The sequence below is a fragment of the Paenibacillus polysaccharolyticus genome, from assembly GCF_023714295.1.
Classification (GTDB): domain Bacteria; phylum Bacillota; class Bacilli; order Paenibacillales; family Paenibacillaceae; genus Paenibacillus; species Paenibacillus polysaccharolyticus_A.
Window position 1 is genome coordinate 84002 of the sequence record NZ_JAMAUN010000003.1, and the last position, 15602, is coordinate 99603.

General features: G+C 44.1%; 14 protein-coding genes. 1 reads left to right on the forward strand and 13 read right to left on the reverse strand.

The window, feature by feature from the left end:
* The 7 genes from M3629_RS11305 to M3629_RS11335 form a co-directional block, all read right to left on the reverse strand.
* A complete protein-coding gene (locus tag M3629_RS11305; protein WP_251506015.1) occupies positions 1-699 on the reverse strand; it encodes a DUF4274 domain-containing protein in 699 nt (232 codons plus the stop codon).
* A 180-nt stretch (positions 700-879) separates the two neighbouring features.
* The gene (locus M3629_RS11310; protein WP_251506018.1) at positions 880-2412 is read right to left on the reverse strand and encodes a methyl-accepting chemotaxis protein; all 1533 of its coding nucleotides are present in this window, start codon (positions 2410-2412) and stop codon (positions 880-882) included.
* 334 nt (positions 2413-2746) lie between these two features.
* Positions 2747-3790, reverse strand: coding sequence for a pectate lyase family protein (locus M3629_RS11315; protein ID WP_435368210.1), 1044 nt, complete (start codon positions 3788-3790; stop codon positions 2747-2749).
* 260 nt (positions 3791-4050) lie between these two features.
* Complete coding sequence (locus M3629_RS11320; RefSeq protein WP_251506022.1) at positions 4051-4458, reverse strand: hypothetical protein; 408 nt, start codon at positions 4456-4458, stop codon at positions 4051-4053.
* 37 nt (positions 4459-4495) lie between these two features.
* Positions 4496-4828: a hypothetical protein gene (locus tag M3629_RS11325; RefSeq protein WP_251506025.1), complete on the reverse strand. Its 333-nt coding sequence runs from the start codon at positions 4826-4828 to the stop codon at positions 4496-4498.
* Between the two features lie 26 nt (positions 4829-4854).
* Complete coding sequence (locus M3629_RS11330; RefSeq protein ID WP_251506028.1) at positions 4855-5550, reverse strand: hypothetical protein; 696 nt, start codon at positions 5548-5550, stop codon at positions 4855-4857.
* Between the two features lie 68 nt (positions 5551-5618).
* Positions 5619-6080 (reverse strand): DUF6386 family protein, encoded by a 462-nt coding sequence (locus M3629_RS11335; protein WP_251506031.1) that lies wholly within the window; start codon positions 6078-6080, stop codon positions 5619-5621.
* 153 nt (positions 6081-6233) lie between these two features.
* Between M3629_RS11335 and M3629_RS11340 the strand changes: the two genes are divergently transcribed.
* A complete protein-coding gene (locus M3629_RS11340) occupies positions 6234-6611 on the forward strand; it encodes a PilZ domain-containing protein (protein ID WP_251506035.1) in 378 nt (125 codons plus the stop codon).
* Positions 6612-6761: 150 nt separating this feature from the next.
* On the opposite strand, the gene M3629_RS11345 is transcribed toward M3629_RS11340, so the two are convergent.
* The 6 genes from M3629_RS11345 to M3629_RS11370 form a co-directional block, all read right to left on the reverse strand.
* Entirely contained in the window at positions 6762-8666 is a 1905-nt protein-coding gene (locus M3629_RS11345; protein WP_251506038.1) for a beta-glucoside-specific PTS transporter subunit IIABC, read from the reverse strand.
* A gap of 127 nt (positions 8667-8793) precedes the next feature.
* Positions 8794-9645, reverse strand: coding sequence for a BglG family transcription antiterminator LicT (licT, locus tag M3629_RS11350; protein WP_090915167.1), 852 nt, complete (start codon positions 9643-9645; stop codon positions 8794-8796).
* A gap of 224 nt (positions 9646-9869) precedes the next feature.
* On the reverse strand, positions 9870-11300 hold the full coding sequence (locus tag M3629_RS11355) for a glycoside hydrolase family 1 protein (protein WP_251506040.1): 1431 nt from the start codon (positions 11298-11300) through the stop codon (positions 9870-9872).
* 246 nt (positions 11301-11546) lie between these two features.
* Positions 11547-13226: an S-layer homology domain-containing protein gene (locus tag M3629_RS11360; protein ID WP_251506044.1), complete on the reverse strand. Its 1680-nt coding sequence runs from the start codon at positions 13224-13226 to the stop codon at positions 11547-11549.
* Between the two features lie 179 nt (positions 13227-13405).
* Positions 13406-14863 carry a glycoside hydrolase family 1 protein gene (locus tag M3629_RS11365; RefSeq protein WP_154888585.1) on the reverse strand — a complete coding sequence of 486 codons (1458 nt, stop codon included), beginning with the start codon at positions 14861-14863 and terminating at the stop codon, positions 13406-13408.
* 355 nt (positions 14864-15218) lie between these two features.
* Positions 15219-15512 (reverse strand): MbcA/ParS/Xre antitoxin family protein, encoded by a 294-nt coding sequence (locus M3629_RS11370; RefSeq protein ID WP_251506048.1) that lies wholly within the window; start codon positions 15510-15512, stop codon positions 15219-15221.
* Positions 15513-15602: the final 90 nt, after the last annotated feature.

Genomic DNA, 15602 nt, shown 5'->3' on the forward strand with positions numbered 1-15602 from the left:
TCAACCCTTTCTAGTCAAAAATGCCGCGAGGTGGCGATATGTAGACCCATCTGCTCTTGTATTCACTTCTTCCATATCCATTTCCAGCCAGTAGTCTGCCTCCATCAATTCAGCCATATCAAGTTTTGTGATCTCGGCACATTTTGGATGCTCAGCTGCTACAATCATCGGTCCGGGACGATCATCCCAATTAAAGCCATTCACCACTGCATGTATCAACACTTCTGAGTCCAGCATCCGAATTTTCTCACAGGCTGCCTCGGAAGACTCCTCGTAAACAATGTCATCCACAATCTGCTGTTCTTCAGCCGTCAAAATCAAACGTATGGCTCCAGGTGTATCTAGCAGCATCTCTTCCATGTTTGGATTGCGCCCTCTTGCCAGGTTCCAGGCTGTAGCTAGAATGCCGTTGGGAGAATCCAGTTTCGCCCCATGTTCAAGCAATAAACGAATCGCTTCAGGCTGGTTGAACCTTACGGCTTTTTTCAAAGCGGTATCCCCGAGTTTGTCCTCCAATTCCAGTTCAGGATTGGCTTGCAGCAGACAGCGAATGCCCTCAAGAGGCGCACGATTAGTCAAGAAGAGCATAAGGGGTGTTCGTCCGCGTTCATCCCGTTCATTGACATCCAATGAGGATGAAGCTATAACTTCAGAAAGATGCTCTATATCTTTGATTTTACTGATATCTGTCCAATTCAAAATGATCTCTCCTTCATTACTTTTCTATTTCTACACCTACTCTATCTAAAAATATAGATCGCTACAAGAGACCTTTGAACGCCAAAAAAGCCCGCAAAGCGAGTAATTACGCATGGACGGGCCTATTGGCATAAACCTAATATGATCGGTTAACCATCTCTTGCAAGACGAAAGTCAGACTTAGGCTGATATCGTAGGGATTGGAACAACCTTTGCCGCAAGGGATGAATCTATCTCGGATTTGTTATCTGGTCTCGAAGCATGATGATCGGACACGAGATCACCTAGATTAACAATAAGCTTCTCCAGTTCGGTAAAGCTTGCCACCATATTTTGTGTCAGATTACGTTGCTCTTCCATACTCGCCAGAATCTCTTCCGTTGCAGCACTGGATTGTTGCGTTACACTGGAAATCTCGGATACCTCGTTAACCACCCGAGTCGAGGATTCCTTCATCGTTGCTGAACTTGTTTCAATCTCTGTGGCCTGAGTCAATACATTCTGTGAATTGGTATTAATGGACTGGAATACCCGTTCCGTTGTCAGAACACTTTCTGCCCCAACTTGCAACAACTGACGAACCCCTTCAAACCGGCTTGTCAATGCTTGCGTCTGTGTTCTCAGACTGGTGAGGATCGAGGTAATCTCACTCGCCGATTGCCCTGAGCTTTCAGCCAGCTTGCGGACTTCCTCCGAAACGACAGCAAAGCCGCGTCCATGCTCACCTGCCCGTGCTGCTTCAATAGCTGCATTCAGCGCAAGCAGGTTGGTTTGAGTGGCGATATCGGAGATACTGTTCAGCATTAACGTCATCGATTCACTCTGATCATTGAATTTCTTCATATCATCAGCAGTCGTGTTTATTGTCTCGTACAATTCATGCATCTGTTCGTTCAGGTGACCCATCTGCGCACTACCCGTCTGTGTACTTGAGGCCATACTTGCGGACAGCTCTTTCATCTGCTCGGAATAAGACGCTACGTCCTTAATATGACGGTCAGACTGAGATAACGATTCGGAGATTTCAGCAATACTGGTCGCCTGAAACTCGACCCCTCTTGCAACTTCGCTGAATCCAACCGTAACTTCGTTGGTGATGGCACCGGTCTCATCCACTTTTTGTTTCAATTGCTCTGTATAGCGGGACAGCCCTACAACAGCTTCTTTTACCCGTTCCAACATGATTTCCACACGAGTGCGTGACTCTTCTACCTGCGCTCCCCGTGCTTCACTATCCATGAACAATCGTTTGTTCACCCTTGACACGGTGATCATGATAATTCCGGTTACGATATACATACTAAAATTAATCAAGTCAGCAAAGAGCAACTCTATGCTCGCCGATGACACAACAACAAGTTGAACCGTGAAAAAGGCAAGCATCACCGAAAAGGCAATATTATAGTGCTTACTATTCGGATACAGGAGCAGCGGTGAAACAATAAGAATGCCTTGCACGGCATTCATCGCGTCACGACTTACGTAAATTCCACTGGCGATCACCGCTACGGTCACAAACCATGGAATGATATGTATACCTTTTTTCATAAAATTGCATACGGTAACTGCTAAAGTAACTACAATGGAGAGTAGCGTGGACAGCCATAGATCTGGAACAATAATCGTGATTCCCGCGCTGATGGCCGTTATGGCCCACATCATGTAACTTACTAGTTTGTTTCTCTGCCAAGTGATCTCATCAATACGATTCATGCTTACCCCGTCCTTTATGTAAGTTAAAAAAATTAACACATGTAGGCCACTGTAAGTTTATTCTCAGTCCATAGTCCTGCTTATACGTAGTTCCGTAACCCCTGCGCCTTTAGCATAGTACATATTAACTTCATAAACGTGCAGTCAGCGCCACTTTATGTATATCGGTAATTTATGTCTAAAATTAATATGTCTTAATAAATATATGTTAACAAAATAAAATCTCCTGAATGTGAGCCAAAAGAAAGAAGCCCGCTCATGCGTAGGTACGCATAAAAGCAGACTCTTTACTCCATCTTCATCTTTTATAGTGATCTCATATGCCTTCCGGCTGTTACTTGCCAAATACCAATGTTGTATTTGATGATCCGGCATATTTCGTAACAAACTCACGTGCATAGGCCGCGCTTTCAACTTGATAGCTGTAGTTATTGCTTGGTCTCCAGTTGGTTTTTGGAGAAACCGGGCTGTTCAGAGCGGGTGTGCTACCTTTATCCGTAAATTCTCCTTTACCTTTGTCGTCCAGAATGCCGCCTTTTTCAGCTCCTGCACCAAAGTAGTTGTTTTCGGAATAAATACGGGCTTTTTCTCCGATCGTGATCGCTTGATTGAAGTTATTGGCGTAATTGTTTTTGATGTGGAAGAAACCATAACGCATAAGTCCAGGGCCACGTACATACAAGTTTTCGAAATAGTTATTGGACATCGTCACATGAGGCACACCATTATAACTGCTATTACCGTCATTCGGGTGTCCTAGAATGATGCCATATTTGTGATTCGCAAATTTGGAGTTACTGATCGTGATATAGTCTGCGCGGTCACCGATATACAAAAGCTTATCCAGGTCATTGCCGCCAGAACTGTAGTTGTGGCCCGAGAAGGTAACATGGTCGATCCAATAGTTGGAGCCGGAAGTGATGTACATCTGGATATCATCGTTGGCATTGATGTTCGCAGAGTGATTAAACGTCAGATTTTGAAAGATCACATTGCTTGATCCCGAAGTGGATCTGAAGTGAATGTTCGTTAATGTATGTCTGTCAAAAGAACCTACCAATGTTTTGTTGGAACCAAATTCAACTTTTTGCAAGCTGGATGAAGAAATATTCTGTTCCACAACGACAATCTTAGCTGTAGAGCCTGCCATGTGTGTTCTCAGATCATTCAGATTACTGACATACACGACCTGACCGTTCCTGCCCCCTGTCGTCGCCGCCTTGGATACACCGTTTTCATTCTTCGAATTACCTGCAAAACCAGTCAAACCATTTGTGCCCGTGTTGGGAAAGTTAGCCGCACCATATGTAGCAGGGGCTGTTGAAACCGTTAACAACAATAAAGTGACTGCGAGTAAAAGCAATGAAAACTTCTTCAAAATATCACCATCCTTTGTAATTTGTCCCTTCAAACAACTCGATTATAGCTTGTAACCTGCATTGTGACAATACCATCATTGCAAAAAGACAATTATTTTATCTTTTTTGCAACAGCAGGTCAGATATCGTGAAAAAACAGAAAGATGAGACCAGTTCAGGCTCAGCCTTTGAACAGGTCTCATCTGTTTGCAGATATCCAAAAAAGGTCCCTTTATACTATAAAAGGGCTTCTGTTCGAGCACTCTAATTTCCATTGAATTCACAGATTACCCGTAACTTCAATTCCATCAGCTGAATCCAGAACTTTCCGAATCCAGGTTGTCAACGAATCCAGGAACACCCGCAGTTCCGGTTCAACAACTTCCACCTGCTCCAACTCAGCTAAAATGCCCGGCCATACCTCTTTTACCAACGGATTATCCCAACAGGGATCAAACGCCCGCAGCTCTTCTCCACTTTGCGGGTCCGTTAAAGGGAAAACACGATGGATTGCCGGACGAATATGCTTGAAATCCTCATCATAGATAAACAGCATATCTTCCTTTCTTATCTCACGCACATCCTCTTCAATCAGGTATAGAGGAGATAAGGTAAACCCGATATTCCTCTCGGGGCCTTCATACTGATAAAGGAGCACCGGAATTTTACTTTTTGATCTTCTCGCCACAACGTTCACTCCTTTCCCGGAACACCACTTCCGGCACTCACAATTCGAACCATTCAAATACTTCTGGATACTGATTCGTCACAACCTCCATCTGCTCCTTCCAGGCTCGTCCTTCCTCCCCCCAGATATGGAACAGGCAGTAGATGTATTTTTCACCCTCCGCTACTTCATCCAAATTGTTCGCTTCCTCCAGCCATACTTCCAAAGCTTTGGGCCAAGATTTATCATCACGCAAAAGAACAAAACCATCCATATGTTGTTCTACACTGTACATCCTGTTATGTGTCAGCGAAGCCGCCAGTCGCGTCAAGATCTCAGTCAACCTGCCGTGCTCCTGCTCCTTCGTTCTGATCCCATACTCCCAACCCATAACCTGATACCTCCCTCAAACATCGTTTACCGGGCTTCACTTCGCTGCACTGCGTATCCAGATTGCCGTAGTTCATCCATTGCAACGAACACATCACGCTTTGGATTCAATTCTCGGATCAGGTCAGCACTAATCGGTGCATCGTTATATATTTCAGTCACAGCAGTCAAAGACATATCCTGTATATCGTAGTAATCTTTTGCCCAATCGATGTATGATTCCGGTGTTTCCTCGATATAACCGAGCAGAAATGCTACCCCACCCTCAGCATCCGATTCGTCCTCCTGAGCCATAGCAAGTCCAATCCAACTGCCTGCTTTCCACTCAGGACTGTGCACTTCCTGCCACATACAGAAGGTCACATCCTCTCGAGCCAGCGTTTCCTCGTGTTGATCTAACAGACGTATGAACTCCTCCGGTACCTCATCGTACATTCCCGGATAATAAGTTGCATCATCCTCTCGGTTATGCGGACTAAGCGGGGATTCATGATCAAACCCTTTGAGTAACGTGCCCGTATTCGTAAACAGAGCATGCAGATGGTCCCCTGCCCCGTTATCTACACTTCCCCATGCTGTATCTGGCTGAAGAATGTTATGGTGATAACGACGGACGCGGAGCCATTCCTCCTCTGACAGAATGATATCAAGTGCCGCAAGCGCTCTTATCCGCTGGTGCAAAAGAGAAGCATTCATGATCGGTGTCCCGCTCCATTGATGCATATCCATCTCTCCTAAAAATGACTTATATAAGTATGTAGTCTAATTAAATTAATCCATGCAAGACCATGCTATAGTCGGATCAAATCCTGCAGCTTGTTCTTCCCTTGGTCACTAGGTTGGATCGTAACCGATATCTGATTTTCTTTTTTGAACACAGTACACGCATAATTTCCAGAGTTTAGTTGTAAGAAAACCCCTTGGGATAATTCATCCGGCTCCAGTTCACCGCCACTGACATCATCTGCTGCCCCTAAGTAAACGGTGCCCGAAGGAACCTGAAAATAATATACCTGTCTCGGCTCTGCTTCACTCCCGGTTTCCAAAACCGTTTCTTGCACATTCCAGTGCACTTCATACGTTCCGTCCTCACCCAGATTCAGAAACAGACAATGACCTGCGTTGACCTCCTCCAGTTCACCATCCGGGATCGACCACCAGTCAGGTGTATCCTGGAGACGATGCTCTAATGACGCCAGATCATAACAACATAATGTGGCTGTATCCGTATCCATCTGAAATGTTCCTTGCATGTTCATCCACTCCTTCATTTTTTTATTATAACAAGCCAGCCCCATACATAAAATCGAACTCCCGAACCATCTCTGTAACGTTACTCTTCATTTCTGGTTAACAACTGACGATATATCCATAACGGAATTTTTTTGAACTTGATGGAGGAATCTATGCCAATTAATAATAGGAAAGAACCTTTTCGTTATACTCTGAAAGAACCTATGCACTTCGAAATCTATATCCTGAGCATTAATGGCATGGACGGTCCTTCCAAGCCTATTCAGGCCGAATTACGTGATATCAGTCGTTCGGGCTGTCAGCTTGCTTTTCCTCTGTCCCTCCCTGTAGAAGATAACGATATTCGCATCGGCATCAACTTGAAGCTGTTTGAAGACTTATTATATATTGAGGGCACACTTCGCTGGGGGATGGAACATAACATGGTATGGCGTTACGGTGTGCAACTTGAAGTTGAAAAAGAGCACCAGGATCGTCTGTCCCGTGAAATGCGCATGCTCGCAGGACAAGGTAAAATAATCGTCAAATAACCATCTAACTATGTTTCCTTTAAAATAAAGCTGATTCAGATTGCACAGGCCTCTCTACAATATACATAGAGAAATCTTCATAATTAAAACGAAAAAAGCAGTTGCTCCTCTGGATATATTCCAGGAAGCAACTGCTTTTGTTATATTGAATTATGCTTTTGCCGTGAACAACAGTTCTTGTTCCTTAACGGTTGTGCGACCAGCAGACTCAATCGAAGTATATTGATGCATATTCGTGATGATTACCGGTGTGATCGTTGTATATCCGGCTTTTTCAATCTCTTCCCGGTCGAATTCCATCAAGACATCACCCACAGAAACCTTGGTGCCTGCCTGAACTTTAGGAGAGAAGAACTGGCCTTTCAACTTCACCGTATCAATCCCGATGTGAATCAGCATTTCCGCACCTGTATCACTTACGAGACCAATGGCATGTCCGCTCTTCGATAATGAGAATACCGTTCCGTTGATTGGAGAAACAACACGGCCTTCTGTCGGTTGAATTGCAAAACCTTTACCCATAATTTCTTCAGAAAACGCAGGGTCAGGAACTTCACTAAGCGGTTTCACTTCACCCGTGATCGGGCTATATACTTGCTCATCTTGTGCTTGTGTTTCTTCCGTTACTGCTGGAGCAGTCGTTGTTGCTGACGTTACAGTTTCTGTAGATGCTGAAGTTGCAGCTGCTTGTGGAGCATCATTTTCCTGGAATCCCAAGATGTACGTAATCAATGCTGCAGAGACAATCGCAATGACACCGCCCAGGATACCATAAATCAATGTACTGATGGACGGACTGATAAATGCCGCAAGTCCCGGCAAACCTACAAGCCCTGTTAGTACAAATGCTTTTACCTTAACAATACCCATAAAGCCACCGCCAATTGCCCCACCGATGAGCGCCGCAATAAACGGTTTTTTGTATCTCATATTAACACCATACATCGCTGGTTCAGTAATCCCCATAAATGCTGTCAGACCTGTGGAATAAGCCATAGATTTCGTTTGTCCATTTTTGGAACGCAGTCCTACACCAATCGCTCCACCCGCTTGAGCCCAGTTTGCTGCAAGCATCAAAGGAATAATAAAGTCATAACCTAATGTTGTCATGGAACCAACAACGATCGGTAGCAACGCATAGTGCATTCCTGTAATAATCAGCAGTGACATTGTACCACCAATCAGAATACTTGCAAGGATAGACGCATTATCGAACAACCAAGCAATACCGCCAGACATACCATTACCGATAATGGAACCCAGTGGTCCAATCGCAATCAATGTAAGTGGAACCATGATCAACAAGGTAACCGTTGGTACGACAATGAGTTTTACCGATGAATGGGTAATGCGGTCAACCGCTTTTTCCACGTAAGAAGCAATCCAGATCGCAATAACAATCGGAATAACCGTTGAAGAATAGGTTGCTGCGACGACTTTAATCCCCGCGAACGATGAGTTTCCTTCTGCCAGTAAAGCTGTAATGGTTGGATGCATAATCCCGGCTGCAAGCGCTGCACCGATATACATATTACTTCCCAATTTCTTAGCAGCACTGATGGCAAGAATGATTGGCAGGAAGTAGAAAGCACCGTCACCAATCGCAGATAAGATAACATAAGTCGAACTCTTATCGGACAGCCAGCCAAACGCTACAAGGATCGCCACGATCCCTTTGATCATACCTGCGCCAGTAATCGCCGGGAGGATTGGAGTAAATACACCCGAGATGAAGTCAAACAGGGCACTTATCGGATTTCTCTTTTGTTTCGGGCCTGTAGAAGCCGTAGAAGATCCTGCATTTGCACCTTTGGACATGTTGCCTACCAACGCGTTGTATACCTTCGGTACATCGTTACCGATGATGACCTGGAACTGTCCACCATTCTCCATAACACCCATAACTCCAGGTGTGTTCTTTAATGTTTCTTTGTCTGCTTTTTTGTTGTCATTCAAGTTAAATCTGAGTCTTGTCATACAGTGGGTCACTTGATCCACGTTTTCTTCGCCACCAACAAGCTTCAGAATATCTTTGGACAATTGTTGTTTATCCATTGTGTTTTGCTCCTTTTATGTGTATTGAAGGTTTAAAAAAAACCTAAACACCGATCCATGACAAAGCAGAATAGCTTATCATGTTTCAACGTTTAGGTTTTGCCTTTTTTGCAGTAACAATCCCAAATTATTCGATTGTTTGTTCATTTCGGACAATACGTTCGATATGGATCGTGAGATACAACACTTCTTCCTTCGACAAGACCCGATTATAGATTTTACGTGTATAATCGTTAATCTTGACTGCACAAGCATGTGCTTCCGGATATTGTTTACTCACCAAATCATGAAGCGGATTATCCTCTTCCTTGTCTTCAATCGCTGTACCTTGCAGTACCCGTTGAGCGAAGAACTTCAAATGGGTCAGGAATCGGTAATAACTTAGTGAATCTTCGTCGAGCTCGATCACGAAACTGCGCCGAACGATATTCAGAATATCCTTCACGATATTCGTAATGCTGATCGTTTCTCTCATCTCACCATTCATCTGGGCATTAACCAGATGCATCGCGATAAATGCACATTCGTCCTCGGGAAGAAGAACACCTAACGTTTCTTCAATAATCTGCAATGCCTTGAGACCGATCGCATATTCCTTCCGGTACATACGCTTGATTTCCCAAAATAATGCATTGCGGATCTGCAATCCTTGACGATGTCGGTCAATAGCAAAATGAATATGATCCGTCAGTGAAATGTAGATGCTTTCATGAAGCTTCTCACCCAGTACCGTCTCAGCGTAACGAATAATCTCATCCGAGCATTCCACATATTCCACCGGAATATCAGACAGAAGCGTCTTCAATTTCTGAGATACTTCTTTACTTTCGAGCGAAAATATTTTTTCGACGAGACTCTCGTCGATGAATTCACCAGTATGCTTTTTGAAGGCAATTCCACGCCCCATAACGACCAGTTCGTTACCTCCCGGATCAATTACAGTGACTACATTGTTGTTGAGCACCTTCTCAATTTTCATTTCTTCACATCACCTTGCACCGTCAAAGTAGTAAAAGGCAAAACCAAAACAGGTCATGAAGTATGCCTGCCTCTGGTTTTGCCTGATTGAACAGTAACAATCCAGTATTCTTTAGCCTTGGGCCTATCTTACCATATTAAATCGCATGTGACAACGTTTTTCTGAAAGCGGTTAATGTGCGTTAATGCGACATAAAAGGCACTCATACAACAATGACTTTGGAATTATGCTTTTGCATTATTATCGACAAGACTTGCGCCATTTGTACTAATAACTTCTTTGTACCAGTGGAACGATTTCTTCTTATAACGCTCTAGTGTTCCTGAACCGTCGTTATTACGGTCTACATAGATAAAACCATAACGTTTCTTCATCTCTGCTGTAGATGCACTTACCAAGTCAATGCAGCCCCATGACGTGTACCCCATCACTTCGACACCATCTTCAAGCGCTTCACCAACTTGAACCAGGTGATCATTCAAGTATTGAATGCGGTAGTCATCATGGACTGTTTTATTGCCGTGTTCATCTGTAATAAGCTCATCGACAGCACCCAGACCGTTTTCGACAATAAACAACGGTTTCTGGTAACGGTCCCAGTACTTATTGAGGGTTACGCGTAAGCCCTGAGGGTCAATCTGCCAGCCCCACTCACTTGCTTTCAAGTACGGGTTTTGCACGCCTGCAAACAGGTTTCCTTTGCCCTCTTTCCGTTTCTCCGGATCTCCGGTCTCACAGATACTTACGTAATAGCTGAAGGAGATGAAATCTACGGTGTGCTTGAGAATTTCAGCATCCCCGTCTTCGAACTTAATGTTGATGTTATTCGCTTTGAAATAACGATTGATGTATTTTGGATAATAACCACGTGCATGGATATCAGCAAAAATATCATTACGTTGCTCTGCGTGCATCGCTGCAACAACGTCGTCTGGATTCGGTGTGAGCGGATATGTCGGCATGCTCAGCACCATGCACCCGATTTTCGCTTCCGGCATAATCTCATGGCCCAGTTTGACAGCAAGCGCACTGGCTACCAATTCATGATGGATCGCCTGGTACAGATCCTGCTTGGACAATTCGGATTTCGGTGTATAAATACCACCGCTCATGAATGGTTCTTCCAGAATGGAGTTGATCTCATTAAACGTCAACCAGTACTTCACTTTGCCTTTGAAACGGTTAAACAGCACAGTGACATAACGTTCGTAAAACTCGATCATTTTACGGTTAACCCATCCATCATAGGTTTTAGACAAATGTAGCGGCGTCTCGTAGTGAGAGATCGTTACGAGCGGTTCAATGCCGTATTTGTGACACTCATCGAACAGGTCATCATAGAATTGCAGACCTTTCTCGTTAGGCTCCAGTTCGTCCCCTTTTGGAAAAATGCGAGACCACGCAATGGATGTACGGAACACCTTAAAGCCCATCTCGGCAAACAGTTTGACATCCTCTTTGTAGCGATTGTAGAAATCAATACCGATCAACTTCAAGTTATCTTCGGTAGGGCCTTCGGTTCTTGGCGTTGTAATACCATGTGGCATAACGTCCTGTACAGACAGACCTTTACCATCCGCATTATAAGCTCCTTCAAGCTGGTTCGCCGCTACCGCGCCGCCCCATAGAAAATCCTTCGGAAACGGTGTAGTCATTTGCGTTCATCCTCTCAACATTGAATATCTATATAAATTGAACTTAAGATTTTACACAATCCACTTCGATGACAGAATAACCTTCTAATCGCTGTTATCCCCAGATTTTTTCGATCCCCTTTTCCTAAGGGGAAAATCCGGTGATAAATGCGACCGCTCCGCTTTTCCAGGTTTTTTCTGTCCTCTCCGTTAACGTGTAAAAAAAGTTCAACTTATATAAATTTTATTCTATATCCATTCGAAGCTTTATTTTGTGCCCACTTGCTCTAGACGCTCCATGATCTGCTCAAGCTGTGCGCCTGTTACGATTTGCTTCATATCAAACTTGCCTTTGCTCACACCTGTCATTACACCAGCACGAGCACTATTCCGAATCGCCGCATGTGCCCAATGCTTACTGTCGACATCGCCAAACATCAGCTCCACTGAATCTGTAGCAGGCTTCCAATCCTTATTGGTCAGGATCTGGTCTACAATAACTGCCATCTGCGCTCGTGTTACTTCGCTCTCTGGAGCAAACATTTGATTGCCGATGCCTTTCATCAGTCCCGCCTTGGTCACCTTTGCAATGGCTTGAGCAGCCCAGTCGGGAGCGCTGTCCACATAAGGATATTTCTCAGTTCCTTCCGAAAGTTGAAGAGCATCAGCCAGAACCATTGCAATCTGCGCGCGTGTTACAGGTTCAGAGGGGTGTACAGCATGCTCTGATGAGGAACCTGTCTGCTCTCCAGCTGTACCTTTATGAAGTTTGAACAGACTCGCGATAACCTCTTTATTGTTAAAAGCAGGTACCCATGACCAATGTTTCAAACCTCCATAGAATCTATGACTATCCATGTATGCATCATCGTATAAAGTTAAATGCACCTGTTTAGCCCCCATCTCCGTCAATGCCTGATAAGCAAGTGAACTAGTACGACTATCTGTTGTTGGATCATTTTGAGCGTGCATAATCCACATCGGCACATCTACAATGCCTTTCAGTTCTTGCTTGAATGCATCAACGGAACCCGTATAGTCCGCAACGGTATCTTTGGCAGCAACGATAATTGCTCCAGCAAACAGGTCAGGATACTGCATCAGGAAGCGGAATGCACCTCCACCACCACTGGATACACCAGACAGATAAATCCGGTCAGGGTCTACTTCACCTTCGGCAACAAGCTTTTGAATCAACTCAACCTGAGCTTCAAAATATGCCTTCATTATTGGTAGTTGCTCTGCATTGTTGTAAATTTTGAAGCTGTAATTCTCAGGATATTGCACCGCTAGTACAGAAGTATCATACCCTGATTCTGTCCAGACTACTGCACCGCGATTCGCGGTTAGATGATTGCGTCCGTCCGTTCCAACTTCACCACCGCCGTGAAGCCATACCATAAGCGGCTTTGCTTCCTTGGAAGGACTGCGTTTCAAGTTATAAGATAACGTTACACCGTTGCTCGCTGTGAATTGTGCTTTTTCAAACTCATCCACGGTACGTGTTTTCACCTGAGTAACACTTTTTTTATCAAAAGAAAGCTCTGGATATGTTTTGCTGGTTACCGCAAACTCGGATTTCAGACCTCCAGGATATTTGAAAGGTTTCACGGTCATGTGGATCGTATGATCCTTCATGGATACCGTGATGCCGTCATCTTCATAGTTGTCTTGCACAATTTCTCCTGCAGCATTTAACGGATAACCGTCATAGTTGCCTGTAATATCAAAGTCCGACGCCTTCAGATTTTTGTATTTTTCCACGTCTGAAACCGTAATGTCGAAAGATTCAACCATCTCACCCGGATCACCAACAAACGTATTCGCCTGAATTTGCGTTACTTGTGCGCTTGCTGCACCTGTTGTCCCAGGCCAGATCACACTTAGACTCAGCGTTAGTGCTAACATACAGGAAACGTGTTTAATGCCTTTATTCCACTTCTTCAAAAGAACCCCTCCAGCTCATGTGATGTTTGATTGCAAAGTAAAAAGCGGACAAGCGCCAACCAAAAAGGTTGTATGAAGCGAAAGCTCATATCACACTTTTAAGTCAGGTTTTGCCCGCCCCTGTGCGGTAACAATCCTAAGAATGTCATCGCTGAATATCAGATCTTTGTTTCAGGTGTTTACAGTTGCTCACCATTGCTGGCAATCACATTTTTGTACCAATCAAATGAATCTTTTTTGGAGCGTGCAAGTGTTCCGTTACCTTCATCATCGAGATCCACGTAGATAAAGCCATAACGTTTGGACATCTCGGATGTCGACATACTCACGAGGTCAATCGGGCCCCATGCAGTAAAACCAATCAGCTCAACGCCATCTTTGATGGCCTCTTTCATCTGTTCGATGTGCTTTTTGAGGTAGTCGACGCGGTACGAGTCATGGATAGATCCATCCTCTTCCACTTTGTCGTACGCACCCAGACCATTCTCTACAATAAAGAGTGGTTTTTGATAACGATCCCAGAAGTTGTTCAACGTTACGCGCAGACCGATCGGGTCGATCTCCCAGCCCCAGTCGGATGCTTCCAGATAAGGGTTTTTCACGCCGCCTGTCAGGTTACCTGCTGTCTCAGCCGCATCCGCAGAAGCCGACTTGGTCACAGACATGTAATAACTGAAGGAGATGAAATCTACCGTGTTGTTCAGCAGAATCTCATCATCGCCTGCTTCTTTTTGAATAACAATGTTATTCTCATCAAAATAACGCGCCATGTAATTCGGGTATTTACCTCGAGCGTGCATGTCGGTGAAGAAGAGGTTAAGCTGATTTTCATGCTGAGCCAGTTGTACATCTACCGGATTACAAGTCGCTGGATAAGTTTCCATACGTGCAAGCATACAGCCCACTTGGGAGCCAGGGATAATCTCATGTGCAAGCTTCGTCACCATAGCACTTGCTACAAATTGATGATGCAATGCTTGATACGTTGTTTGCAGCTTATTGTCCACTTTATCAATTAGAATACCGCCGCCAGTGTACGGACTGAACACCATCACATTGATCTCGTTAAATGTCAGCCAGTATTTCACTTTGTTTTTATAACGGTTGAATACCGTTTCAGCGTAACGAACATAATGTCCGATCACTTCACGGCTTGCCCAGCCATTGTATTTTTGCGTCAAACCAAGCGGAGTCTCATAGTGAGACAGTGTTACGAGCGGTTCAATGCCGTATTTATGCAATTCATCAAATACTTCATCATAGAATTTCAAACCTGCTTCATTTGGCTCTTGGTCATAACCGTTCGGGAAAATACGTGCCCAGTGAATGGACAAACGGAATACTTTGAAGCCCATTTCAGCGAACAGTGCAATATCTTCTCTAAAATGATGGTAGAAATCAATACCAAAACGTTTCGGGAAACGTTCTTCAATTTTGCCAGCGAGAATCTCTTCGATTCGGGAAGAGGAAATTTCCATGGCATGTCCACCCGTGCGCTTTTCTTTTGGCACATGAGCGATCATGTCCGCTGTGGAGAGACCTTTTCCGTCCTTATCGAATGCGCCCTCCAATTGGTTCGCAGCTGTAGCGCCGCCCCACAAGAAGTTTTCAGGGAATCCTTTTTTTGCCGTGGTCATCATAACAACCTCTTTTCGAAATAATTTTTGGTTTTCCATACGTAAGAGCAACTCCAAAACAGAGCAGAAAACAAGAAAAACCTAAACTCAGGGTAAAATAGCGCCAAAAAAAGGAGCTTTCATTTCACCATCAGTTTAGGTTTTGCCTGTCTTCACAGTTACAATCCATCAAAAGATGTTATAACATATTCTGTTGTTTTGCTCTTGTGATGTAAGCGTAACATATTTATTTTGTAAAATCAAATTCACGAAAACTATGCGGCCTACGGCCTCGCTAAGATCACCTAACAACGTATTTATAATAAGTGTCATCTTATTTCTAACATCAATTCTGACATCATTTCTAAAACTATTTCTAACGCGGCATTCGCAAAATCGCTGCCCGTAGGGCATTAGCTCCTTCCTCCGTTTCCAGGTAACTTGCAGGACTTTGGTCCCCCAGAGCTGGAACCTTTTTATCTATCCATTTCAATGCGGAATCTTTCATTTCACATAAAAGTACCCGGCTTATATCTTCTGGAATTCCTTTTACTCTTGCCTCTTCTTTCCATTCATCGGGCAATTGAGCGTACCATTCATCAAACAGTTCAACGAAGGTATCCCAATGCTCCTGTTTAAATGCGGACAAATACATATCTTGCATACTCATGTAACATTTCTCCTTCTCATTAAAGATATGTAACCCCCTGGTCCTATCTCAGAGAATTCATCCTTAAGCCGCTTGTAGTCGCTGTTATAA

Excerpts from the sequence above, each read along its gene's own strand:
- M3629_RS11310 (WP_251506018.1), bottom strand. The coding sequence starts at position 2,412 with ATGAATCGTATTGATGAGATCACTTGGCAGAGAAACAAACTAGTAAGT.
- M3629_RS11325 (WP_251506025.1), bottom strand. The coding sequence starts at position 4,828 with ATGGGTTGGGAGTATGGGATCAGAACGAAGGAGCAGGAGCACGGCAGG.
- M3629_RS11330 (WP_251506028.1), bottom strand. The coding sequence starts at position 5,550 with ATGCATCAATGGAGCGGGACACCGATCATGAATGCTTCTCTTTTGCAC.
- M3629_RS11335 (WP_251506031.1), bottom strand. The coding sequence starts at position 6,080 with ATGCAAGGAACATTTCAGATGGATACGGATACAGCCACATTATGTTGT.
- M3629_RS11340 (WP_251506035.1), top strand. The coding sequence starts at position 6,234 with ATGCCAATTAATAATAGGAAAGAACCTTTTCGTTATACTCTGAAAGAA.
- M3629_RS11345 (WP_251506038.1), bottom strand. The coding sequence starts at position 8,666 with ATGGATAAACAACAATTGTCCAAAGATATTCTGAAGCTTGTTGGTGGC.
- licT (WP_090915167.1), bottom strand. The coding sequence starts at position 9,645 with ATGAAAATTGAGAAGGTGCTCAACAACAATGTAGTCACTGTAATTGAT.
- M3629_RS11355 (WP_251506040.1), bottom strand. The coding sequence starts at position 11,300 with ATGACTACACCGTTTCCGAAGGATTTTCTATGGGGCGGCGCGGTAGCG.
- M3629_RS11365 (WP_154888585.1), bottom strand. The coding sequence starts at position 14,863 with ATGACCACGGCAAAAAAAGGATTCCCTGAAAACTTCTTGTGGGGCGGC.
- M3629_RS11370 (WP_251506048.1), bottom strand. The coding sequence starts at position 15,512 with ATGAGTATGCAAGATATGTATTTGTCCGCATTTAAACAGGAGCATTGG.